At 65.1% G+C, this 20,607-nt stretch carries 20 protein-coding genes; 9 read left to right on the top strand and 11 right to left on the bottom strand.

Annotated features, from left to right (window positions below; genetic code table 11):
* The first annotated feature begins 4 nt into the window (after positions 1-4).
* The 6 genes from QN413_RS20420 (at position 5) to QN413_RS20395 (ending at position 5,193) form a co-directional block, all read left to right on the top strand.
* On the top strand, positions 5-1,213 hold the full coding sequence (locus QN413_RS20420; protein ID WP_323498402.1) for a PLP-dependent aminotransferase family protein: 1,209 nt from the start codon (positions 5-7) through the stop codon (positions 1,211-1,213).
* Between the two features lie 31 nt (positions 1,214-1,244).
* Positions 1,245-1,886, top strand: a complete 642-nt coding sequence (locus QN413_RS20415; protein ID WP_323498401.1) for a glutathione S-transferase — start codon at positions 1,245-1,247, stop codon at positions 1,884-1,886.
* Positions 1,887-1,893: 7 nt separating this feature from the next.
* Complete coding sequence (locus tag QN413_RS20410) at positions 1,894-2,835, top strand: PhzF family phenazine biosynthesis protein (protein WP_323498399.1); 942 nt, start codon at positions 1,894-1,896, stop codon at positions 2,833-2,835.
* Between the two features lie 2 nt (positions 2,836-2,837).
* Entirely contained in the window at positions 2,838-3,530 is a 693-nt protein-coding gene (locus QN413_RS20405) for a VOC family protein (protein ID WP_323498398.1), read from the top strand.
* 2 nt (positions 3,531-3,532) lie between these two features.
* Complete coding sequence (locus QN413_RS20400; RefSeq protein ID WP_323498396.1) at positions 3,533-4,165, top strand: LysE family translocator; 633 nt, start codon at positions 3,533-3,535, stop codon at positions 4,163-4,165.
* Between the two features lie 65 nt (positions 4,166-4,230).
* The gene (locus tag QN413_RS20395; protein ID WP_323498413.1) at positions 4,231-5,193 is read left to right on the top strand and encodes a threonine dehydratase; all 963 of its coding nucleotides are present in this window, start codon (positions 4,231-4,233) and stop codon (positions 5,191-5,193) included.
* 4 nt (positions 5,194-5,197) lie between these two features.
* On the opposite strand, the gene QN413_RS20390 is transcribed toward QN413_RS20395, so the two are convergent.
* Positions 5,198-9,316 (bottom strand): autotransporter outer membrane beta-barrel domain-containing protein, encoded by a 4,119-nt coding sequence (locus tag QN413_RS20390; RefSeq protein ID WP_416352214.1) that lies wholly within the window; start codon positions 9,314-9,316, stop codon positions 5,198-5,200.
* 241 nt (positions 9,317-9,557) lie between these two features.
* On the opposite strand from QN413_RS20390, the gene QN413_RS20385 reads away from it, so the two are divergent.
* Positions 9,558-10,232: a histidine phosphatase family protein gene (locus QN413_RS20385; RefSeq protein ID WP_323498395.1), complete on the top strand. Its 675-nt coding sequence runs from the start codon at positions 9,558-9,560 to the stop codon at positions 10,230-10,232.
* Between the two features lie 34 nt (positions 10,233-10,266).
* On the opposite strand, the gene QN413_RS20380 is transcribed toward QN413_RS20385, so the two are convergent.
* From QN413_RS20380 to QN413_RS20345, 8 genes are all read right to left on the bottom strand, one after another.
* Entirely contained in the window at positions 10,267-11,133 is an 867-nt protein-coding gene (locus QN413_RS20380; protein ID WP_323498394.1) for a methyltransferase, read from the bottom strand.
* Positions 11,134-11,167: 34 nt separating this feature from the next.
* On the bottom strand, positions 11,168-11,551 hold the full coding sequence (locus QN413_RS20375; RefSeq protein WP_323498393.1) for a hypothetical protein: 384 nt from the start codon (positions 11,549-11,551) through the stop codon (positions 11,168-11,170).
* A gap of 4 nt (positions 11,552-11,555) precedes the next feature.
* Positions 11,556-11,774, bottom strand: a complete 219-nt coding sequence (locus QN413_RS20370) for a DUF4124 domain-containing protein (RefSeq protein WP_323498392.1) — start codon at positions 11,772-11,774, stop codon at positions 11,556-11,558.
* Positions 11,775-11,832: 58 nt separating this feature from the next.
* Entirely contained in the window at positions 11,833-13,002 is a 1,170-nt protein-coding gene (locus QN413_RS20365) for an ABC transporter substrate-binding protein (RefSeq protein WP_323498391.1), read from the bottom strand.
* A 178-nt stretch (positions 13,003-13,180) separates the two neighbouring features.
* Entirely contained in the window at positions 13,181-13,693 is a 513-nt protein-coding gene (locus tag QN413_RS20360; RefSeq protein WP_323498390.1) for a hypothetical protein, read from the bottom strand.
* 22 nt (positions 13,694-13,715) lie between these two features.
* Positions 13,716-13,964, bottom strand: a complete 249-nt coding sequence (locus tag QN413_RS20355; protein WP_323498389.1) for a GlsB/YeaQ/YmgE family stress response membrane protein — start codon at positions 13,962-13,964, stop codon at positions 13,716-13,718.
* A 58-nt stretch (positions 13,965-14,022) separates the two neighbouring features.
* Complete coding sequence (locus QN413_RS20350; RefSeq protein WP_323498388.1) at positions 14,023-15,759, bottom strand: response regulator; 1,737 nt, start codon at positions 15,757-15,759, stop codon at positions 14,023-14,025.
* Positions 15,760-15,761: 2 nt separating this feature from the next.
* Entirely contained in the window at positions 15,762-17,279 is a 1,518-nt protein-coding gene (locus QN413_RS20345) for an ATPase domain-containing protein (protein ID WP_323498387.1), read from the bottom strand.
* 107 nt (positions 17,280-17,386) lie between these two features.
* Here QN413_RS20345 and QN413_RS20340 point away from each other — a divergent pair, with 107 nt between their 5' ends.
* Entirely contained in the window at positions 17,387-18,025 is a 639-nt protein-coding gene (locus QN413_RS20340) for a YbhB/YbcL family Raf kinase inhibitor-like protein (protein WP_323498386.1), read from the top strand.
* A 45-nt stretch (positions 18,026-18,070) separates the two neighbouring features.
* Here the strand turns inward: QN413_RS20340 and QN413_RS20335 are convergent, their stop codons facing one another.
* Both QN413_RS20335 and QN413_RS20330 read right to left on the bottom strand, forming a co-directional pair.
* The gene (locus QN413_RS20335) at positions 18,071-18,892 is read right to left on the bottom strand and encodes a substrate-binding domain-containing protein (RefSeq protein ID WP_323498385.1); all 822 of its coding nucleotides are present in this window, start codon (positions 18,890-18,892) and stop codon (positions 18,071-18,073) included.
* Positions 18,889-19,740 carry a creatininase family protein gene (locus QN413_RS20330; RefSeq protein WP_323498384.1) on the bottom strand — a complete coding sequence of 284 codons (852 nt, stop codon included), beginning with the start codon at positions 19,738-19,740 and terminating at the stop codon, positions 18,889-18,891. Before QN413_RS20330 ends, QN413_RS20335 begins: the two co-directional genes overlap by 4 nt.
* 33 nt (positions 19,741-19,773) lie before the next feature.
* On the opposite strand from QN413_RS20330, the gene QN413_RS20325 reads away from it, so the two are divergent.
* Entirely contained in the window at positions 19,774-20,571 is a 798-nt protein-coding gene (locus QN413_RS20325) for an SDR family oxidoreductase (protein ID WP_323498383.1), read from the top strand.
* Positions 20,572-20,607: the final 36 nt, after the last annotated feature.

Raw genomic sequence — 20,607 nt, 5'->3', positions numbered from 1 at the left:
AAGCATGGACTGGAAACTGGCCGCACGGGCCGAAAAGATGAATCCCTCGGTGTTGCGGGAAATTCTGAAGGTCGCCGAACAGCCCGGCATCATCAGCCTGGCGGGCGGCCTGCCCTCACCCAAGACATTTCCCATCCAGGAGTTCGCCGACGCTTGCGCCGAAGTGCTGCACACCGATGGTCAGGCAGCCTTGCAGTACGCGGCGAGCGAAGGCTATGGGCCGCTGCGGCAAGCCGTGGCCGACATGCTGCCGTGGAACGTCGATCCTTCGCTGGTGCTCATCACCACCGGTTCGCAGCAAGGACTCGACCTGGTCGCCAAGGTGCTGATCGATCCGGGCAGCAAGGTGCTTGTCGAAACCCCGACCTACCTCGGCGCGCTGCAGGCTTTCGGCCCGATGGAGCCGGTGCCGGTGAGCGTGGCGAGCGACAACGACGGCGTGCTTGTCGACGACCTGCTGGCCAAGGCCAAAGACGCGCGCTTTGTCTATCTGCTGCCCAATTTTCAGAACCCTACCGGCCGCACCTGGACCGAGGCGCGGCGCGCCGCCGTGTCGGCCGCCGCAGCCAAGGCAGGCCTGCCCATCGTCGAAGACAACCCCTACGGCGACCTGTGGTTCGACGCGCCGCCGCCGCTCTCGCTCACCTCGCGCAACCCGGAAGGCTGCATCTACCTCGGCTCGTTCTCCAAGGTATTGGCACCGGGACTCCGCCTAGGCTTCCTGGTCGCGCCCAAAGCGATTTACCCCAAGCTTTTGCAGGCCAAGCAGGCGGTCGATCTGCACACGCCGATCTTCACGCAGCGCATGGTGTCGTCGGTCATGAAAGACAACTTTCTGGACCGCCACGTGCCGACGATCCGCGCCCTGTACAAGCGCCAGCGCGACGCGATGATCGCTGCCCTGCGCCGCGAGATGAAGGGACTCGACGTCGAGTTCAACACGCCGGTCGGCGGCATGTTCCTGTGGGCGCGCATGCCTGAGGGCATCGACACCGTGGCGCTGCTGCCGAAGGCGGTCGCGCGCGGCGTGGCTTTCGTGCCGGGTGCGCCGTTCTTCGCTGGAGAAGGCGATCCGCGCACGCTTCGACTGTCGTTCGTGACGGCCAGCGTCGAAGAAATCGACATCGCCATCGCTGCGCTCGCAGCGACGCTGCGCGAACAGCTGGCGCACAACGCCGCGGCCAAGGTCGAGCGCGAGCTGGCCTCGACCTGAACGACTGAAACAGAAACCTAAGAACCGAACCATGCTCAACATCTGGGGCCGCATCAGTTCACTCAACGTGCGCAAGGTCGTCTGGTGCGCGCAGGAGCTCGGGCTCGACTTCCAGCGCACCGAAGCCGGCGGCCGCTTCGGCGTGGTGCAAACACGCGAGTACCTGGCGCTCAATCCGAACGCGATGGTGCCGGTGATCGACGACGGCGAGGGCACCGAGCGCGTGGTGTTGTGGGAGTCGAACGTCATCGTGCGCTACCTGTGCGCGAAGCACTCGCTCGGCAAGCTCTATCCCGACTTGCTGGGCGAACGCTTCGATGCCGAGCGCTGGATGGACTGGCAGCAGACCGCCCTCAACGCGGTCAGCGGTGGCGCGTTCGTGCAGTGGATTCGCAAGGCGCCGGACGAACGCGACGCCGCCGTGATCGCCCGCTCGGTGAATGCGACCGAGCCGCTGCTCGCGATGCTCGACACGCATCTGGCGGACCGGGCCTACATGGCGGGCGACCGCTTCACCATGGCCGACATCCCGATCGGTTGCGAGACGCATCGCTGGTTCGGCTTGCCCGTCACCGAGTACACGCGACCGGCCTGGCCGAACCTCGAGCGCTGGTTCGCCGACGTGTCGGCACGCGTGGGCGCGCGCGGCGTGCTCGACCTCGCACTGGAATAGACGACAAATGAAAACCCGTGCGTTCAAACAAGTCGACGTGTTCACCGCCGTGCGGTACCGCGGCAACCCGCTGGCCGTGGTGCTCGATGGCACCGACCTCGACGACGCCGAGCTGCAACGCTTCGCGCACTGGACCAATCTGTCGGAAACGACCTTCGTGCTACCGCCGACCGACGATGCCGCCGACTACCGCGTGCGCATCTTCACGCCCGGCGGCGAGATGCCCTTTGCGGGCCATCCCACGCTGGGCAGTTGCCATGCCTGGCTGGAGGCCGGCGGTCGACCGAGATCCGAAGGCCGCGTGGTGCAGCAATGCGCCGCCGGGCTGGTCACGGTGCGGCGCGAAGCCGGCGCCAACGGCGATCGGCTTGCCTTCGCGGCGCCCAAGCTCAAGCGCAGTGCGCCGAGCCCCACCTTGCTGGCCAAGGTGGCGAGTGCGCTCGGACTGAAGGCGCATCAGATTCTGTCGGCCCAACTGCTCGACAACGGGCCGGTGTGGCTCGGGCTGCTGCTGAACGATGCGGACACGGTGCTCGCGCTGACGCCGGACCATCGCGCGCTCAAGGAACTGGGACAGGCGGTCGGCGTCGCCGGCGTTCCTGCGCCGGCTTCGAACGGCGCGCTTATCGGTCGATCGAACCGCGAGGCGCGCGCCTTCGGCAGTGCGGACAAAGCCAGCGTGAAGCCCATCGCCCCGATCGCGGCCGACCTGGAAGTCCGCGCGTTCGCTGCCAACATGGGCATCGAGGAAGACCCGGTCACCGGCAGCTTGAACGCCGGTCTCGCCGAATGGCTGATTGCCGACGACCACCTGCCGGCCCGCTACCTCGTCGCACAAGGCCAGACGCTGGGCCGCGACGGCCGCGTGACCGTCGAGCGCGACGCCGACGGCACGATCTGGATCGGTGGCGATTCGGTCACCTGCATCGACGGCACGGTCACGTTGTAGCGATGCCAGCCCGCCTCGACCACCTCGTCATCGCTGCGGCCTCGCTGGACGAAGGCGTGGCCTGGTGCGAGGCCACGCTCGGCGTCACGCCCTCGACAGGCGGACCGCATCCGATGATGGGCACGCACAACCGCTTGCTCGCCATTTCGAGCGATGCGTTTCCGCAGAGCTACTTAGAGATCATCGCGATCAATCGCAAAACGACGCCGACGCGCGCAGCCGGATTGCGCCGCTGGTTCGACTTCGACGATGCGGTGCTGCAGGCGGGCCTCGCACGCCACGGTCCGCACCTGATCCATTTCGTCGCCCGCGTGGCCGATGCGCGCGCCTCGCTGGAGGCGCTGTCGCGCCACCACGCACACATCGATCGCGGCCCCTTGATCGAAGCCGCACGCGACACGGCCGCCGGCCGCCTCGAATGGCAAATCACCGTGCGCGACGACGGCCAGCGCCTTTTCTACGGCGCGCTGCCGACGTTGATCCAGTGGGGCGCCGTGCACCCGGTCGAGAGCCTGCCAACTTCGGGCATCTCGCTGCGTTCGATGCATCTGACACACCCGCGCGCCGACGACCTTGCAACCGCGCTGACAGCCATCGGCCTCGTCGACATGAACGTGCTTGCCGGCGCACCGAACCTCGTCGCTGTGCTCGACACACCGCGCGGCCCCGTCACGCTCGAATCCAAAGGACTCTGACCATGCTTTCCGTCGCCGAACTCACCTGGTTCGCCATCGCCTCGCTGCTGCTGGCGCTGACCCCGGGGCCGAACATGATCTATTGCGTCTCGCGCACGCTGGTGCAGGGGCGGCGCGCGGGGTTCGTCTCGCTGGCGGGCGTGTTGCTGGCGTTTCTGGTGCATCTGGTCGCCGCGGCGCTCGGGCTGACGGCGCTGTTGCTCGCCGTGCCGCTGGCCTTCGATGCGATACGCCTGATCGGCGCGGCTTACCTGCTTTGGCTCGCATGGCAGGCGGTGAAGCCCGGCGGCACAGCGCCATTCGAGCCGCGCGCACTGCCGGCAGACCGGCCGGGCAAGCTCTTTCGCATGGGCTTCCTGACCAACCTGCTGAACCCGAAGGTGGCGATGTTCTACCTTTCGTTCTTTCCGCAATTCATTCACCCGGAGCATGGCTCGGTGCTGCTGCAGAGCGCGATGCTGGGTGCGGTGCAGATCGCAGGCAGCGCGGTCGTCAATGCGACGCTGGTGTTCGGTGCGGCGGGCATCACGGCACTGCTGTCGCAGAGCACCGGCTGGCTGCGTACGCAGCGCTACGTGATGGGCACCGTGCTCGCGGCCATCGCAGTGCGCATCGCGCTGACGGAGCGCAAATGACCGCCGTGCTTTTGTCGGAGAACACGCCCGCATCCGCATCCGCATCCGCACCCGCACCCGCACCCATGCTGTTCGACCGCGAAGAAATCGAAGCCGCACAACGCACGGTGTACGCCGCCATGCCGCCGACACCGCAATACGCGTGGCCGCTGTTGTCCACACGGCTCGGCGCCACGGTGTGGGTCAAGCACGAGAACCACACGCCGGTCGGCGCCTTCAAGATCCGTGGCGGCCTCACTTACTTCGAGATGCTGGCGCGGCAACAACCCACCGTGCGCCATGTGATCAGTGCGACCCGCGGCAACCACGGCCAGTCGGTCGGCTTCGCTGCACGGCGCCACGGGCTTGCCGCCACCATCGTCGTGCCGCACGGCAACTCGGTCGAAAAGAACGCTGCCATGCGCGCGCTCGGCGTCACGCTGATCGAACACGGCAACGATTTTCAGGAGGCCAGCGAGCACGCCGGCATGCTGGCCACGCGCGACGGCCTGCACCGCGTGCCGTCGTTTCATCGCGATCTGGTGCGCGGCGTCGCTACGGCGTATGTCGAATTCTTCGATGCCTTGCGCGATACGCCACCCGACGTGCTGTTCGTCCCGATCGGGCTCGGTTCCGGCTTTGCAGCCGCCGCCGTGGCGCGCGCGCATTGCGGCGTGTCGACGCAAATCATCGGCGTGGTGTCGTCGCACGCCACGGCCTACCGCGATTCCTTCAAGGCAGGACGGATGATGGAGGCGCCTGTCAGCACGCGACTGGCTGACGGCATGGCCTGCCGAACGCCCGTGCCCGAGGCACTTCAGGTCATCCAACGCGAAGCCGACGATGTGATTGCGGTGAGTGACGACGAAGTCGCCGAAGCCATGCGTGCGCTATTTATTGATACGCACAACGTGGCCGAGGGTGCCGGTGCTGCGGCGCTGGCAGCGGCCCTGCAACAGCAGGACCGCTGGCGCGGCAGGACGGTGGGCATTGCGCTCACCGGCGGCAATGTCGACACCGGCATGTTCGCCGGTGTCCTTGCAAGCTAGCCAGTTAGAACGCGAACTTCACACCCAGCGATCCCTGCACCGAAGTCTTCACCCGCGCATCGCTGCCACCGGAGTGAAACAGCTTGCCCACTTCGCCGTACAGGCTCACCGACTTGGTGACCGACAGCGTGGCGCCGACAGCCAATTCGGTCGACGTGTAGCCGATGCGGCTGGAGATCGTGGTCGCACCTGCCAGTCCGACGAAAGTCGCCGTGTCGGTACCACCGAATCCGTGCCACAGGTTCACCCGTGCGTACGGTTGGAAGCGACCCATTGACGTCATCATGTCGCCCGCAAAGCGCACGCCGATGCGGCCGAGGATCTGGCTGTCCGGGTTTTGCTGCACGTTGGTGAAGCCGGTGATGCCGGTGTTGTCCAGGTTCAGGCGGTGATACACCAACTGGGCCTGGGGTTCGATCGCCCAGCCATTGCCAATCGCAAAGCGCTGGCCGACTTCAGCCGAGGCCAAAAGGCTGTCGCCCTTGGTCTTGGCGCTCGGCTTGAACAGCGCATCGGCGGTCACGTCCTGGCGGCCGTACTGCAACACGAAGTCGGCGTACATGCCTTGCGGGATCTGGTACGTCGCGTAGCCCGCCAGGTACTGGCTGTCGGCGCGGAAGCTGCCGGCATAGCCGCTCAGGCCACCCAGGCCGAAGTTGCCGTTGACGTTGGCATCGGTGCGCAGGGCGCCGATGTAGACGCCGGCGTTCCAGCGGTCGTTGGCGAAGAGATCGACACCGGTCTGGAAGCCGGTCGTGCTGGCGCGGGTGTCGGTGCCCACGGTACCGCTCTGCGCGATGGTAGTGGTGCCGCCGAAGACGCGGCCCCAGGCACGGCGGTTGCCGCTGCCCCAGCCCGAATCACCGGCCATGCCACTGGCCGGTGCGGTCGCAACGTTGGCTTCGTCGCCCATGCGGCGATGCAGGTTGCCGAGCATCGCGAGGTCGTCCTGGCGCAGCACATTGCCCATTGCCGAATACACCGGCACTTCGGCGCGGTAGCTCGGGACGCTCAGCGTCGGGAAGGTCGGCGTGACGGGCGTGCCTGGGGTAACGGGCGCGACCTGCGTGGTGTCCTGCGAACGCAAAAAGAAACTGCTGCCATTGCCGGCCGCATCGGCTGCGTACAAACGGTACTGGAAAGCGCCGGCATCGACGTGGCCGCCGGCGAGTGCGAAGGCGGTCTTGGTGCTGGTGGCGCCGCCTTGTGCGGTCACGACTTCGATGCCGTTGCCGGTGGTCAGTGCGCCCAGGCCGCCGAAGTTGGTGATGGCGACGTTGGTCGAGCCCGAGGCGCTGGCGCCCGCGCCGTTCAACACCAGGCGGTCGGAGGTGCCGTTGGCGCCGAGCAGGGTGCCCAGCGCCAGCGTACCGCCGTTGCCCACGTACGCGCCGTTCACCGTCAGCGTGGTGCCGGGGGTGGTGCCGACGATCGAGACGATGCCGGAGTTGGTGAGCGAGGCGACGGTCTGGCTGTTGCCGTTGAGCGCCAGGGTGGCGCCAGAGGCGACTGTGTGGGCCGAGGCGGCGCTGAGGCCATTGGCTGCGGTCGCCGAGAGCGTGCCCTGGGCCACGGTGGTGGTGCCGGTGTACGTGTTGGCACCTGAGACGGCGAAGACGCCGGTGCCTGTCTTTATCAGCGAGCCGCTGCCAAAGATCGCGCCAGTGAAGGCCGTGCTGGTATTCGCGCCGCCGGTGGTCAGTGCGGCAGAGCCGAGCGTCACGGCGCCTGCGCCGGCCAGCGAGCCGATGGTCTGCGCCTGGTTGGCGAGTGCGAGCGTAGCGCCGTTGGCCACGGTCACGGCCGTATTGGATGGCAGCACGTTGGCCGCACTGGCCTGAAGAGTTCCGGCATTCACGTTGGTGGCACCGGCATAGCTGTTAGCACCGCCAAGCGTGAAGGTGCCCGTGCCCGTCTTCACCAGCGAGCCGGTGCCCGAGACCACACCGTCGAAGGCCGTGCTCGCGTTGTTGCCACCGGTCGTGAGCGTTGCACTGCCGAGCGTGACAGCGCTGCCGGCGACGCCGGCCAGGGAACCGATGGTCTGCGCCTGGCCATTCAGGTCGAAGGTGGCAGCATTTGCAACGGTGAGCGCCGTGCCGACCGGCAGCACATTGGCGGCACCGGCGCGCAAGACGCCCGCGTTGACCGTGGTCGCGCCGCCGTACGTGTTGACGCCCGACAGGACGAGGGTGCCGACAGTGTTCTTGATGAGGCTGTCTGCGCCCTGAATCGAGCCAGCGAAGTTGCCGGCATTGACCGTAAGCGCCTTCGACGCGTCCGTACCCGTCAGTACCGTTCCAGCACCTTGCAGGTTGGCAACGCTCGTGTTGAAACTGTTGAGATCGAGCGTGGCGCCCTTGGCGACTGTCGTCGATGCATTGATCGAGGTCAGGGCGTTGAGGCCGGTGGCGTCGCCGGCGCGCAGCGTGCCGCCGGCCACGTTCAGGCTCGCCACGTTGGTCGTCGTGACAGACGCGGGCGTGAACAGCACCACGCCGTTGTCGGTCGCGTTGCCGAAGGTCGCGACCGATGCCTTGTTGGTGATGCCAGCCGTGAAAGTAAACGTCTTGCCTGTCGCTGCGGCCACGGTGGCCGATCCGTTGAAAGTGATGCTCTGCAAGGCACTGCCGAACGCCACGTCGTTTGTCGCCAGCAATTCACCACCGGTCATGACGACCGCGCCAGTGCCCAAGGCTTGCGCGTTATTGAACGCCAGGGTTCCCGCAGTGATGCCGGTACCGCCCGAATAGGTGTTTGTGCCGGTCAGCGCCAGCGTTCCGGCGCCGACTTTGACGACTGAACCGCCGGCCGCAGTAGCGGCGTTGTTGTAGCCGTTGCCATTGAGGTCCTTGAACTGCTTGCCCAAGTCAGAAATGACGCCGCTGATGGTGTCGCTGTCACCCAAAATGCTGGCCCCGCCGACCGTCAACGCTTTTCCGCCCAAGACCACGTTGCCGGCGCCTGACAGCCTGCCAATCGCAACGCCGGTGGTGGAGTCGCTGATATAGACCGTTCCGGCGACGGCGTTGTTCACCTTGGCACCGCTCAGATCTACCGTGCCCAGGAGATACAGCCGACCGTCGGTGTTGTTGATCGTTGCAGTGCCGCCCGTGCTGTTGCCCTCGAAATAGATTCGACCGCCGCCGCTATTGTTAAGGGTCGATGTTGCCGCCGTCGTACCGGTTAGAAAGTCGATCAAAGCGCCCGCAGCACTGATGCCGATGGTGGCATTGCCAGCCGACGCGCCGGCAGCGAACGTCACGCCGGAGTTCGTTCCCAGCGTATCGGTACTTCTCAGCGTGTTGATGTGCAAGTTGCCGGCGGTAACGCCCGTGCCCGTGAAATCGAGTTCGCCGTTGTTGTAGATGTTGACCACGTTGCCGCCCGTTCCGAGGGCGCCGTCACTCGTGATTGCGACGTTGATGCGGCCCGAAGCAGGGACATTTGGCACATCGTTGCGGCCGACTTGGGTAGTTCCGGTGAACCCCGCGCTGCTGCCTGCCAGCGTCAGTCGCGTCGTTTCGCTCGGGCTGGTCCCGAGGTTGACCAGCGCCAGTGCACCGCTGCCGGCGAAGCCACCGCTCAGGACATTTGCGAAGGCGTCGTTGACGTCAATCGAGCCACCGCTAGCCGATACGGTTATGGCCCGCGCGCTCGTGACGTTTCCGGCCCCGAACTGGAGTGTTCCACCGTTGAGTTGCAGGCCGTTAGCCGCGTTTCCCAATGCCAGATCGTTTGAAATGGCCAGAATGCCCGCATTGATCGTTGTCGCGCCGGTGTAGTTGCTTGTCGTGCTGCTCAGAGCCAAGCGACCCACGCCCGTTTTGATAATCCCGCCTGCACCATTGATGTCGGCTGTTTGGCTTGCATCGATGCCAAGGTTGGTATTTAGAGAAATCGTAGCCGGGGCCGGGGCCGTGTTGATAACGGTGCCATACGGGCCATTGCCATAGTCATGCGACTGTGCCGAGGCGCCCGTAGCAGCGAAGAAACCTACAAACGTTGCGGCAGCGATCGCAACCACCGACCCAGAGCGCTTTCCGCGCGAACGTGTGACTTCAGAAACGGCAACCCATGCGCCGAGAGCATGGTTCCAGACGCTGCGATACGAGGTATTCAAAACAAGCTCCGATGACGGTGAAAATGTCCGCTACGCCCAGTAACAACTAGACGTGCAGAACAGTGCAATCGAGTATCTTAGTGTTACACAAGTTTGGCGTTTGGCTGTTGCTGGTAAGCACCAAGTACTACCTTCCAAAGCGAAGTGCCAATTTGTTCCACCTCGTCAGATGCTATAAAAACGATAGCAAAAGTCGCAAGCGGGACAAGCTTTTCCAGCCCTGCTATTGCCAAATAGACTCATGGGAACCCTCTACTTCGTGCGCCACGGACAAGCAAGCTTCGGGGCGTTGGACTACGACAACTTGAGCGATTTGGGAATCCGTCAGGCCGTGCGGCTTGGCGAGTACTGGCGCGAACGGGGCGTGAAGTTCGACGCGGTGATCACCGGAACGCTCAAGCGCCATGTCCAGACATGGAACGGCATCGCCAAGGGTTTGGGCATCGAGCGCGACGACGTGCTGCCGTGGCCGGGGCTGAACGAGTACGACAGCGAGGCCATCATTGCGACGATCCATCCGGAGAAGCTTGAAAAAGCCGATTCACCGGAGATGTACCGCCATCATTTCCGGCTACTTCGCACTGGCCTCGCCGCGTGGATGCAGGGCAAGACCGAGCCGGTCGGCATGCCCAACTACATCGACTTTCTGGCGGGCGTCACGACCGCGCTAGACCATGTGCGAGACAGGCACCATGGCGCCAAGGTGCTGGTGGTGTCGAGCGGCGGGCCGATCAGCACGGCGGTCGGCCATGTATTGGGGACCAGCGCGGAGACGACGATCGAGCTCAACATGCGCATTCGGAACACCTCGGTCACAGAGTTCGTGTTCACGCCGAAGCGCCACATGCTGGTCACCTACAACACGCTGCCGCACCTCGACGGGCCGGACTACGAGAGCTGGGTTACGTACGCCTGAAACGTACGCCTGAAACGTGCGCCTGAAGCCGCCTTCAGCGCAGCGGCTTCACGAAGTTCAAGGTCATGCGGTCGGACTCGCCGATGCCTTCGAACCTTTTCCGGTCGACATCACCACCGCGCAACGTCGGCGGCAGCGACCAGACGCCGTTCGGATGGTCTTTGGTGTCGCGCGCGTTGGCGTTGATCTCGCTGCGCGCTGCCAGTTCGAAGCCCGCTGCGCGGGCGCGGGCAATGACGAAATCTTCCGGCACGTAGCCGCTGGCGATGACGCGGGCGAGCGAGGTGCCGGCCGGCGCGCGATGCTCTTCGACGCCGAGCACGCCGCCGGGCTTGAGCACCGCATAGAACGCGCGCAGCATATCGTCGAAATCACCGGCCTCGATCCAGTTGTGGATGTTGCGAAAGGTGAGCACCAAGTCGGCACCTCCCTTGGGCGCGATGCCGACGAAGCCGCGTCCGGCAGCGGGCATCGTGCCGAGAACAGTACGGCCATAGACGTCCGGGCTGGCTTCCAGCTTCTTCTCAAAGCGCTGGCGCGAAGCCCGGGCGTCCGGGCTTTCATCCGGTTCATAGGCGGCGTAGAACTTGCCGCCGTCGCGCAGGTACGGCGCAAGGATCTCGGTGTACCAGCCGCCGCCCGGAGCGATCTCGATCACTGTCCGGCCGGGCGTGAGGCCAAAGAAGCGCAAGGTTTCGACAGGATGGCGCGCCGCATCGCGTGCGCGATTGGCAGCACTGCGTTGCGGACCGTCGATCGCCGCGGCGAGCCGCGAGCCCATGACGTCTTCAATCTGTGCTGCAGCCGCGGCAGCATGACCATGACCTTGCGCTGCAAACGTCGCGGACGGCGTGGTGGCGATCAACAAGGCAGCGAATATCGTGGAAGAAAGCAGGTGCATGCGGACCAGTGTGCCAGCCGAGGCACCTCGTGCGTCAAGCCTGCCAGACACCGAAGCCGAGTCTGCGCAGCGAGATGCCGAGTTCGACCTCCATGTCACGCGCTGCGTCGTATGGCATCGGGTTGTAGCGATCGTAGAGTTTCGGCAGCAGCCGCACACCGAAGTCGCGCACGAACACGTTGGCCTGGATACCAGCCTTGTGCTTGTCGAAGCGCACGTCGGGATCGAGCCCCGTCATGCCGACGTAGACGAAGGGCTTGCCCAGCATCCAGCCAGAGTTGGCCTTGCGAAAACGCGTGCTGTTCCAGACCTGGTCGTCGAGCTCCACGACATACACGTGGTAGTGGTGACTGCGGGGAATGCGCGGGACTTTTGGCGCCTTGGGGACTTTTGGAACACTGGGAACGCGAGGCGGCATGCGGTCATCGTATTTGACGAACCTGCACAGGTCGGGCGTTCGGTGGTGGAACCATCGGCAGCGGCGCACGATAACCCTCCGGCTTCCACTGCTGGCTGGCGGTCGACCCCGCACTGAACACCTTGACGGCGCGGTCGCCGTCGCACATCGCGTCCGAATACGAGACCTTGCCATTCGCGTCGGTGCAGCGCTGCACCTGCGCTTCGACGGTTCCGACACTCACGGCAGCGAGCAGCGCCGCGCACGACATGAGCGAATGCCTCCGCGACGCGTGCACGGCATCAGCGCAGTACGCGCCCCTCGGCCGTGATGTAGACCAGGTCGACCGCGCGTGCCGCATCGTGCAGTGGCGGACGCAGGTTCACGCGAAAGCCGCCGACGTCGTAGTCGGTCATGCCGGTCATGGCTTTTTGCAGCGCCACGCGTGTGGGGGACGGCCCGGCGCGGCGTGCAGCCTCGGCCAACGCCTTGGCGGCGATGAAACCTTCAAGTCCTTCGTACGACGCGATCTGATCCGAGTCGCCGACCGCCGCCAGATATTCCTTGACGATGGCGACCGTGGCCGAACTGCGCGGCGACGGCACCACCTGCGAAATGATGACGCCACGGATTTCCTTGCCGAGCGCGGTGTAGAGCGGATCGATGCCAACGACAGAGAACGTCATGAACGCGCTCCCGTAGCCGGTCTTGCGCATCTCGCGCACGAACGCTGCGGTGGTCGATGAGAGCGACGCCTGGATGATGGTCTGCGGTTCAGCCTTGGCGATGACGGCTACCGCGGCGGCCACTTGCGTGCTGCCCGGCTTGACGAACACGGTTGCAACCGGAGGCGCCAGCTTCAATTCGACCGCGGCGTCTTGCACCGCCTGCAGTGCGGCGCGCCCCATCGCGTCGTCGTCGGCGACGACCGCGATGCGCTTTTGCCCGAGGATGTCGCAGTGCCGGAGCATCGCAAAAGCCTCGTCGGCCATGCTCGGCCGTACATGGAAAACGTTGGCGTGCGCCTTGTCGCGCAACAAGTCGGGAGCCGCAAAAGGGGCGAAAAACGCTGCGCCCTGCTGCTGTGCCACTTGTGCGCCGGCCATGCTGCTGGCGGTACCGACATAGCCGAACAACACATCGGCGCCGTTGCCCAGCAACTTGGTGGAATTGGCCTTGGCTCGCTCTGCGTCGTAGCCATCGTCGAGCTGGCGCAGTTCGAGCGTCGGGCCGGTGGTGCCATGCTCGTTCCACGCGTCGACGTAGAGCTTGGCGCCCGCCGCAAATGCCATGCCGATTTCGTTGGCCGCGCCGGTCATGGGGATGGACTGGCCGACGATGATCTTCCAACCCGGGACGCGGCGCGCAGCCTGGGCAAACGACGTCGTCCCGATCAGGGTGGCGGCGCCCGTCGCACCCAACAAACCGATGGCAGCAGCCGTCCGGCCAAATCCTCTTCGAGTGGCTTGCATGATCGTGTCCCTGGAGCGCATGAAAACGGTTGCAAATTGATTGCCATGAAACAATCAATTACAAAGGTCATCATACGCAAACCACTGGGTTTGTACGACTGCAGCGCATGGCCGTCGGGCGCGCCTGTGACTTTATGCGCACTCTGGCAACCCGGCGCCATGCGCGCCTGACTTCAGGCTATCCGCGCGCTGTCGCGTTCTCTTTCATCTTTGCGAGCGTGACCATCAACGCAGCGCTGCCGAGCATCTTGATGAGCCCCGAATGCTGCGCATAGAACTGGCTCACCTGATCGACGATGCCGGGGTGCGACTGCTCGGCATGCGCCGCGATGTCGGTCACCTGCGCCGGCGACAACTGCGATGCCTGGTCCGGCGTGACCTGCGTCTGGCCGGGCGACAGGATGCGGCCCAGCGCACCGCCTGCGATGGCGGATGCGGCAGCAGGCCCGAGCGTGGCAAGAATCTGGTTCAGCACGCCCGCCTGCTGCGCAGAAGACGATTGGCCGAACAGCTTGCCGACCATGTCACCGAACGGCGGTGTCTGGTCGGAGCGCATCGCGCCCGCCAGGCCGGCTCCCAATTCGTCGGTCGACGCGTGCTGAGCCGCTTGATCGAAATGCTGTTCGGCATTTGCTTCGTTCGCAGCGCCGTTACCAGCCAGCGCGCTCTGAAGAATGTCCATCAATCCCATGATTTTCTCCTTGTCTGTGGGTTCAGCTCTTGCGCGCGACGAGCCCGTAGAGCACCAGCAACACGATCGCGCCGACCACCGAGGCGATGAAGCCCGCGCCTGCACCCGCCGTGTACCAACCCATGGCCTGCCCGATGTAGGTCGCGATAAGCGATCCTGCAATTCCGAGGACCGTGGTCAGGATGAAGCCCAGCGACTGGTTGCCCGGCAGCACGGCACGTGCCACCAGACCGGCGATGAAGCCGATCAGAATTGTCCAGATGATTCCCATGCTTTTCCCTTTTGTCGGTTGTTGAAACCGCCCGATGATAGAGCGACCAAGCTGACGGCTAACTGTGTTCTGTCGGTGCGACGAGCGCAGGCTGCAGCGCCTTTGACACGGCTGTTGCGAGTGTCGAAATATCGAAAGGCTTGATCAGGATCGACTGCGTACCGAGCACACGTCCGACCTCGGCCATGTCGGCATAGCCGGTCGCCAGGATCACCGGAATATCGCCTGCCTGCTCGCGCGCCCTGGCGATCACTTCGGCGCCATTCATGCCGGGCATGGCGTAGTCGACGATCAGCAAATCCTGCGGCGCAGCCCCGAGCGCGGCCAGTCCACTGGCACCGCCAGCCGCTTCGCTCACCGCGTAACCCAGCATCGTCAGACTGTCGACGATGGCGCGGCGAACCTCGGCGTCGTCTTCGATCACCAGCACCCTCTGCCGCTCGGCGGCGACGTCCGGCGTCGGTATCGCAGCGTTCGAGGCCCCGGCTTGGACCCGATCGTTCGACGCCGGAAAGCGCATCTCGACCACGGTGCCGCGACCTTCCTCGCTGCGCACCGTGGCAATGCCGCCCGACTGCTGCGCGAAGCCATAGACCTGGCTCAGCCCCAGGCCCGTGCCGCTGCCTACTGGCTTGGTCGTGAAGAACGGGTCGAACACCTTGGTCAACAGATGAGGAGGAATGCCAGCGCCGGTGTCGACCACCGACACGGCGACATAGGGACCGGGCTTCAACAAGGCGCCCACAGGATCAGCGCCATGCCCGGCGTCTCGGCCGTCCGCACTAGAAGCCATGTGGGCCACAGATGCGCAGATGGTCAGGGCGCCACCGCCCGGCATGGCGTCGCGCGCATTGACCGCCAGATTGAGCACGGCCATTTCCAGCTGATTGGCGTCGAGCACGGCCCAGACGGGTTCGTCGGCCAGCTGCAGTTCGACGTTGACGGACGGCCCGACCGATACCGCGACCAGTTCGCGTAACCCTTCCAGCAGCGCATTGACGTCGGTCAGCCGCGGCAACAGCGACTGGTTGCGAGCGAAGGAAAGCAGTTGCCCGGTCAGCTTGGCGCCGCGTCCGACCGCACCCTTCGCGCGCGCCGCGATGCCCAGCACCTTGTCGTCCTTGGCGACACGCGACACCATGTCGAGGTTCATGTTGACCACGTGCAGCAGGTTGTTGAAGTCGTGCGCGATGCCGCCCGTGAGCCGACCGATCGCCTCCATCTTCTGCACCTGGATCAACGCGGCCTGGGCCCGCTCCCGTTCAGCGATCTCAGCCATCAGGCGGTCGTTGGCGCCGGCCAGCTCGCGGGTGCGCGACACGATGCGTTCCTCGAGCGCGCCGTTCAGCCGTTCGACTTCGGCACGCGTGTCCTGCAGTTGCTGCAGGTTGAGCCGCGTCGCGTATTGGCGGCGACGCGCACGCACTGCGGCGTCGGCAGCTCGCGCTAGAGTTTCGGAATGCACTGGCCGCTCCAATACGAACACGTTGCCGAGTTTCTGCAGCAGCGCAAGCGCCCTTCGCGAACGACCATTGGCATCGCGCGAAGCCAACACGATAAAAGGAAAATCGGACCAGCTGGGCTGCGCGGTGAGCCAGGCGCTCAACGGCATCTCCGGCACTTGCAGCAAAGACTCTTCGGTCAGGATCGCGGTCGCCGCGCCTTCATCGAGATTGGTCAGCATTTCCTCGGCCGACTCGCACACCAACGCCACCAGATCGCGACCGGCCAGAACCTTTTGAACCACCGCGGCATCGCGTCCGCGCGGCGTATGAATCAGTACGCGCCCTTCCATGCTCAGGCGGCGGCAACCATCGCGTCGCCGAGCAAACGGACACCACCTCTGTAAGACGGCACGCCCGACAGAACGCCCTCGAAATCGGTCAAGGCAGGCCCCACTTCGACGCCCGCATCGCCCAGCCTGAACTCGCGAATCGTCAGCTCGTGCCGGTTCGTCCGGCTCTTGACCACCGACACCGCCTTCAAGAGCTGCCCGCGCGCCTCGAAAAAACGGAACAGCACGATGGCGTCCGACAAATAGCTGAGGTCGAGGTCGCTGCGCACGTCGCCGACGATGCCATGCTGCCCGAGCACCAGCAAAGTAACGATGCCCTGCTGATTCAAGAAGTTGAGCAGCTCGTGCATCTGCAGCAGCAGGAACTTGGCACCCGGCATGGCTTGCAGGTACGCATTGAGACTGTCGATCACTACGGTGCAGGCGCCGCGTTTTTGCACTGCATTGCGAACCATGTTGGTGAACTGCCCCGGTGATACCTCGGCCGGGTCGAGCGCGAAGACCTCGAGCTGACCGTTGTCGAGGTAGTTGCGAATCGGCAGATTCAGCGAGTCGCAGCGCTGCAGCAAGGTGCCCATCCCTTCGTCGAACAGGTAGTAAGAAGCGCGCTCGCCACGTTGCAATGCGGCGAGCACGCAAGACATGGCGGTCGTCGTCTTGCCCACGCCCGACGGACCAATGAACAACGTATTGCTGCCACGCGCCAGGCCACCGCCGAGCAACGCATCGAATGCGGTGGTTCCCGTGCAGACCGATGACGCCTCGAACTCCGTCCTGTGTTCAGAGGCGATGAGACGCGGAAATACTTCAAGGCCACCGGTGTCCAAGCTCACGTCGTGGTCGCCACCGCGGTACTTCACGCCACGCATCTTCACGATGCGCAAATGGCGCCGTACCGGGCCGTAGTCTCCGCTGGCCTGATCCAGCCCCAGCACACCATGGGCGATGCTGTGCAATTGCAGGTCGCCACCCGAAGCCGTCATGTCGTCGAGGAGCAGCACCGTGCATTCGCGCGCGGCGAAAAAATGCTTGAGCGCCAGAATCTGACGGCGGTAGCGCAACGGGTCTTGCGCCAGCAAACGCATCTCGGAAAGACTGTCGAAGACGACACGGCTGGGCGTCAACCGCTGGACCGCTGACATGACTCCGCGCGTCGTTTCCCCGAGTTCGACTTCGGACGAATAGAGAATCGACTGCTCGGCCGACGGACTCAGGCCCTCTTCAGTCACGAGCTCAAAAACCTCGATGCCTTCGAGCGACCAGCCGTGCGAAGCGGCGACGATGCCGAGCTCGGTCGCGGTCTCCGAAAGGGTCACGTACAAACCGCGCTCGCCGCGCTCGCGACCGTCCAGAAGAAATTGCAGGCCGAGGGTGGTCTTGCCAGCGCCCGGCGTTCCTTCGAGCAGGTAAAGATGGCCCCGCGGCAGGCCGCCGCCGAGCACGCTGTCGAGTCCGGCAATGCCGGTAGAAGCGCGCGGCTGCGCCGGGAAAGATGCGGGAGACGAGGGCGGGGTGCGCATGGAGAATGACGTGTTCGTTTCGAAAACATTCTGGTGGCAACCTTGTGCTGCGCATGTCATGCACCGTCCTACAACCCGCGCCGGACAGGCGCGCTATACCTCGTCCCATGCTTGAAAAATTACCCGACGTCATCGGTCACGCATTGCACGATGTGCGTGCCGGCCTCGACCAACTCGTGTTCAACACGCTCGGCCTGCGCAGCGGCCTCGCGGCGATCGAAGTCTCGAGCCTCGCCTTCGTCGATCACGCACCCATTCCCGATCGCTACACGGCCGACGGCATCGGCCACTCGCCCCCGCTGCAATGGGCCAAGGTTCCGGCCGATGTCGCGAGCCTGGTGCTGCTGGTGGAAGACGCCGACTCGCCGACGCCCAACCCGCTGGTGCATGCGATCGTGGTCGATCTGCCACCGCAGGACGGCGGCATCGCCGAAGGCGCACTCGCGAGTTCGGAGCACGACGGCGCTGGCCTGCACACCGGTCGCAACTCTTATCTGCAGTCGGCCTGGTTGCCACCCGATCCGCCACCCGGTCACGGCGTGCATCGCTATGCATTTCAAATCTTCGCGTTGAAGCCCGGCGAGGCGTTTTCCGAAACACCGGGGCGCGATGAGATCGTGGATGCGCTGCGTGCGAGAGCCGTGGCGAGCGGATTGCTGATCGGCACCTGCGAGCGGCCTGACGGCTCGGTCAAGGTTGGCAAGACCGAATCCGTGCCTTTCGGGATGACGCCAGCCGCCGGCTGATCAGAGGCCAGTGAAGGATGAGCGGCGACCGATAGACCGATAACGTCAGGGCGCCAACATGCCTTTGGAACGAATGACGTCGGCCGCGCCCGCACCGGTCATGCGCGACATGAAGGCTTGCGCGGTGGCCGCATGCATCGACGCCGCACCGACCCCGCCGGCATAGCTGGTGTAGTTCTGGATTTCTTCAGGCAGTGGACCGACCAGCGTGACGCCGGCTACCGGCAGGATCTCGCTGATCTGCTGGATCGCCAGATCGGCCTCGCCTGTCACGAGCTTGGCCGCAGAGTACCCACCCTGCACGAGCACCGCCTTGGCCGCGACCTGCGAGCCGATGCCGAGCCGATCGAACAAGCCTTGCAGGTAGATGCCGCTCGAGCCCCCCGCTGCCGGGTCGATGTACGCGACAGCGCGGGCGTTCAGAACCGTCTGCTTGAACTGTTCGACCGTGCGGATCTCCGGCAACAACGAGCCCGCCTTCACACCCACGCCAGCGCCGACTTTTGCCAGGGTCGCAACGCTGGACGGCACGACCTTTCCTGTCTCGGCGTATCGCGCGAGTGCCGCCGGCGTGATGACCACCACGTCGAATGCCTCACCGCCATCGACACGCTTTTGCAGGGCGCCGGCGGTGCCATCGGCAACTTCGACCTTGTTGCCGGTTTCAGCTTCGAAGGCGGGCACGAAGGCCAGCACCACTTGCTTGAAGGCGCCCGATGTCAGCACCTTGATCGTGTCGGCGAAAGCAGCCGGCGTGAAGGCCAGCGACGTTGTACAAGCAAGGCCTCCAAGCACGCGCGCGACCGATCTGAAGGCCACCCCCGTTGTTGCCTTTGCCTTTGCCCTTGCCTCTGTTTTCATCTTCATACCGGGTCCTTTCCCAAAATCGACAAGGGCAAGCGTGCCACTTCGGCGAGCAGCAGCGCGAGTTGTCGCGCAGCAGCTTCAACCACCGCGCGCCCCTTCACCGCCGTCGCCGCAAGCGCGTTGCCAGCCGCGCCCTGCGCGTTGTAATCCTGCATGGCCCAGCCCAGCTTGGCGCTCTTGCCGTTGCCCAAAATGGCGTAGTCCGCGGCGCGCTGCTGCGATGCGGACGCGAAGTCTTCTGCCGCCTGCATGCGGACGAGTTCAGGATGCAGCGTCAGCACCATCGAGGTCTCGATGTCGCCGGCATGCACGCCGAAGCGATGCTCGTCGGCACCGAACTGCGTGCCTGCGTCGCCCAGCGGCAAATTGAACCAGCTCACGCTGTAGACGATGAGGTCGTGCGCCTCGCGCAGCTCGCGCGCCACGACGTCCATCGCGCCGACATGCCCGCCGTGGGCGTTGAAGAGCACTAGCTTCTTGATGCCGGCACGGGCCACGCCGGCGCCGATCTCTTTCCACATCCGGATGAGCGTTTCGGCCGACAGCGTCAGCGTGCCGGCAAAGCGCGCGTGCTCCGGGCTCAGGCCGATCGCCTGCGTCGGCAGCACCAGCACCGATGCATCGGGCAGCAACAACGGGAGCATCGCGGCGACGATGCCATCGGCCAGTCGCGTGTCGACACCCAGCGGCAGATGCGGCCCGTGCTGCTCGGTCGCGCCGAGCGGCAGCACCGCGACGGTGCGGGTCGCGTCGAGCGCCGCGAAGTCGCGCGTCGTCAGGTCGGCCCAGAAGCGATTTGACGCGATAGCGCTGGGGGCACTGGGGGCACTGGCGTTGGATGCGGTCATGCAGCAATCTTAGAGCGGTGTTTCAATGGCGGCATGGACCTCCAACTCGAACACCAGCACATCCTCATCACCGGCGGCAGCAAAGGCATCGGCTTGGCTTGCGCGCTCGGTTTTCTGCGCGAAGGCGCGCGCGTCAGCCTGGTCTCGCGTGACCAGGCGAATCTCGATCAAGCTAAGCGCACGCTCCTTGAGCAACTCCCCGACGCCGCCAGCCGCGTGGCGCTGTATGCCGCCGATCTCAAGCTGCCCTCCGAGGCGATCGAGGCGCTTGATGCAGCCGAAGGCAACTTCGGCCCGGTCGACGTGTTGGTGAACTCTGCCGGTGCCGCCAAGCGCACGCCGCCGGATCTGCTAGACGCCATGGTCTGGCATGAAGCGATGGAAGCCAAGTACTTCACCACCATCCACATGATCGATCCGGTGGTCAAGCGCATGGGCCAGCGAGGTCGTGGCGCCATCGTCAACGTCGTCGGCGCCGGCGGCAAGGTCGCGAGCCCCGTCCACATGCCGGGCGGCGCGGCCAACGCGGCGCTCATGCTGGTCAGCGCCGGCATGGCTGTCGCCTACGCGCCGCGGGGCGTACGCGTGAATGCGGTGAACCCCGGCCTCACGCTCACCACCCGGCTGCAGGAAGGCCTGGCCGTCGACGCCAAGGCGCAAGGCATCGACATGGACGAGGCGCTGAAGCGCGCCACTGCGCGGTTGCCGCTCGGCCGCATCGCCACGCCGGAAGAAATCGCCAACGCGGTGGTGTTTCTGGCATCGTCGAAAGCCAGCTACATCACCGGCGCGATCCTGGCGATGGACGGGGCCGTGACGCCGATGGTGTGATCCCGCAAGCACCGACAACAACCGATCGATACCGAT

This window comes from Variovorax sp. LG9.2 (assembly GCF_035018885.1).
Taxonomy (GTDB): domain Bacteria; phylum Pseudomonadota; class Gammaproteobacteria; order Burkholderiales; family Burkholderiaceae_C; genus Variovorax.
The sequence above is the reverse complement of the archived record's forward strand: the minus strand, read 5'-3'. Positions and strand labels throughout refer to the sequence as shown.

Bases quoted from the DNA above. Each gene is read 5' to 3' on its own strand.
- QN413_RS20420 (WP_323498402.1), top strand. From the start codon at position 5: ATGGACTGGAAACTGGCCGCACGGGCCGAAAAGATGAATCCCTCGGTG.
- QN413_RS20415 (WP_323498401.1), top strand. From the start codon at position 1,245: ATGCTCAACATCTGGGGCCGCATCAGTTCACTCAACGTGCGCAAGGTC.
- QN413_RS20410 (WP_323498399.1), top strand. From the start codon at position 1,894: ATGAAAACCCGTGCGTTCAAACAAGTCGACGTGTTCACCGCCGTGCGG.
- QN413_RS20405 (WP_323498398.1), top strand. From the start codon at position 2,838: ATGCCAGCCCGCCTCGACCACCTCGTCATCGCTGCGGCCTCGCTGGAC.
- QN413_RS20400 (WP_323498396.1), top strand. From the start codon at position 3,533: ATGCTTTCCGTCGCCGAACTCACCTGGTTCGCCATCGCCTCGCTGCTG.
- QN413_RS20395 (WP_323498413.1), top strand. From the start codon at position 4,231: ATGCTGTTCGACCGCGAAGAAATCGAAGCCGCACAACGCACGGTGTAC.
- QN413_RS20385 (WP_323498395.1), top strand. From the start codon at position 9,558: ATGGGAACCCTCTACTTCGTGCGCCACGGACAAGCAAGCTTCGGGGCG.
- QN413_RS20380 (WP_323498394.1), bottom strand. From the start codon at position 11,133: ATGCACCTGCTTTCTTCCACGATATTCGCTGCCTTGTTGATCGCCACC.
- QN413_RS20375 (WP_323498393.1), bottom strand. From the start codon at position 11,551: ATGCCGCCTCGCGTTCCCAGTGTTCCAAAAGTCCCCAAGGCGCCAAAA.
- QN413_RS20365 (WP_323498391.1), bottom strand. From the start codon at position 13,002: ATGCAAGCCACTCGAAGAGGATTTGGCCGGACGGCTGCTGCCATCGGT.
- QN413_RS20360 (WP_323498390.1), bottom strand. From the start codon at position 13,693: ATGGGATTGATGGACATTCTTCAGAGCGCGCTGGCTGGTAACGGCGCT.
- QN413_RS20355 (WP_323498389.1), bottom strand. From the start codon at position 13,964: ATGGGAATCATCTGGACAATTCTGATCGGCTTCATCGCCGGTCTGGTG.
- QN413_RS20350 (WP_323498388.1), bottom strand. From the start codon at position 15,759: ATGGAAGGGCGCGTACTGATTCATACGCCGCGCGGACGCGATGCCGCG.
- QN413_RS20345 (WP_323498387.1), bottom strand. From the start codon at position 17,279: ATGCGCACCCCGCCCTCGTCTCCCGCATCTTTCCCGGCGCAGCCGCGC.
- QN413_RS20340 (WP_323498386.1), top strand. From the start codon at position 17,387: ATGCTTGAAAAATTACCCGACGTCATCGGTCACGCATTGCACGATGTG.
- QN413_RS20335 (WP_323498385.1), bottom strand. From the start codon at position 18,892: ATGAAGATGAAAACAGAGGCAAGGGCAAAGGCAAAGGCAACAACGGGG.
- QN413_RS20330 (WP_323498384.1), bottom strand. From the start codon at position 19,740: ATGACCGCATCCAACGCCAGTGCCCCCAGTGCCCCCAGCGCTATCGCG.
- QN413_RS20325 (WP_323498383.1), top strand. From the start codon at position 19,774: ATGGACCTCCAACTCGAACACCAGCACATCCTCATCACCGGCGGCAGC.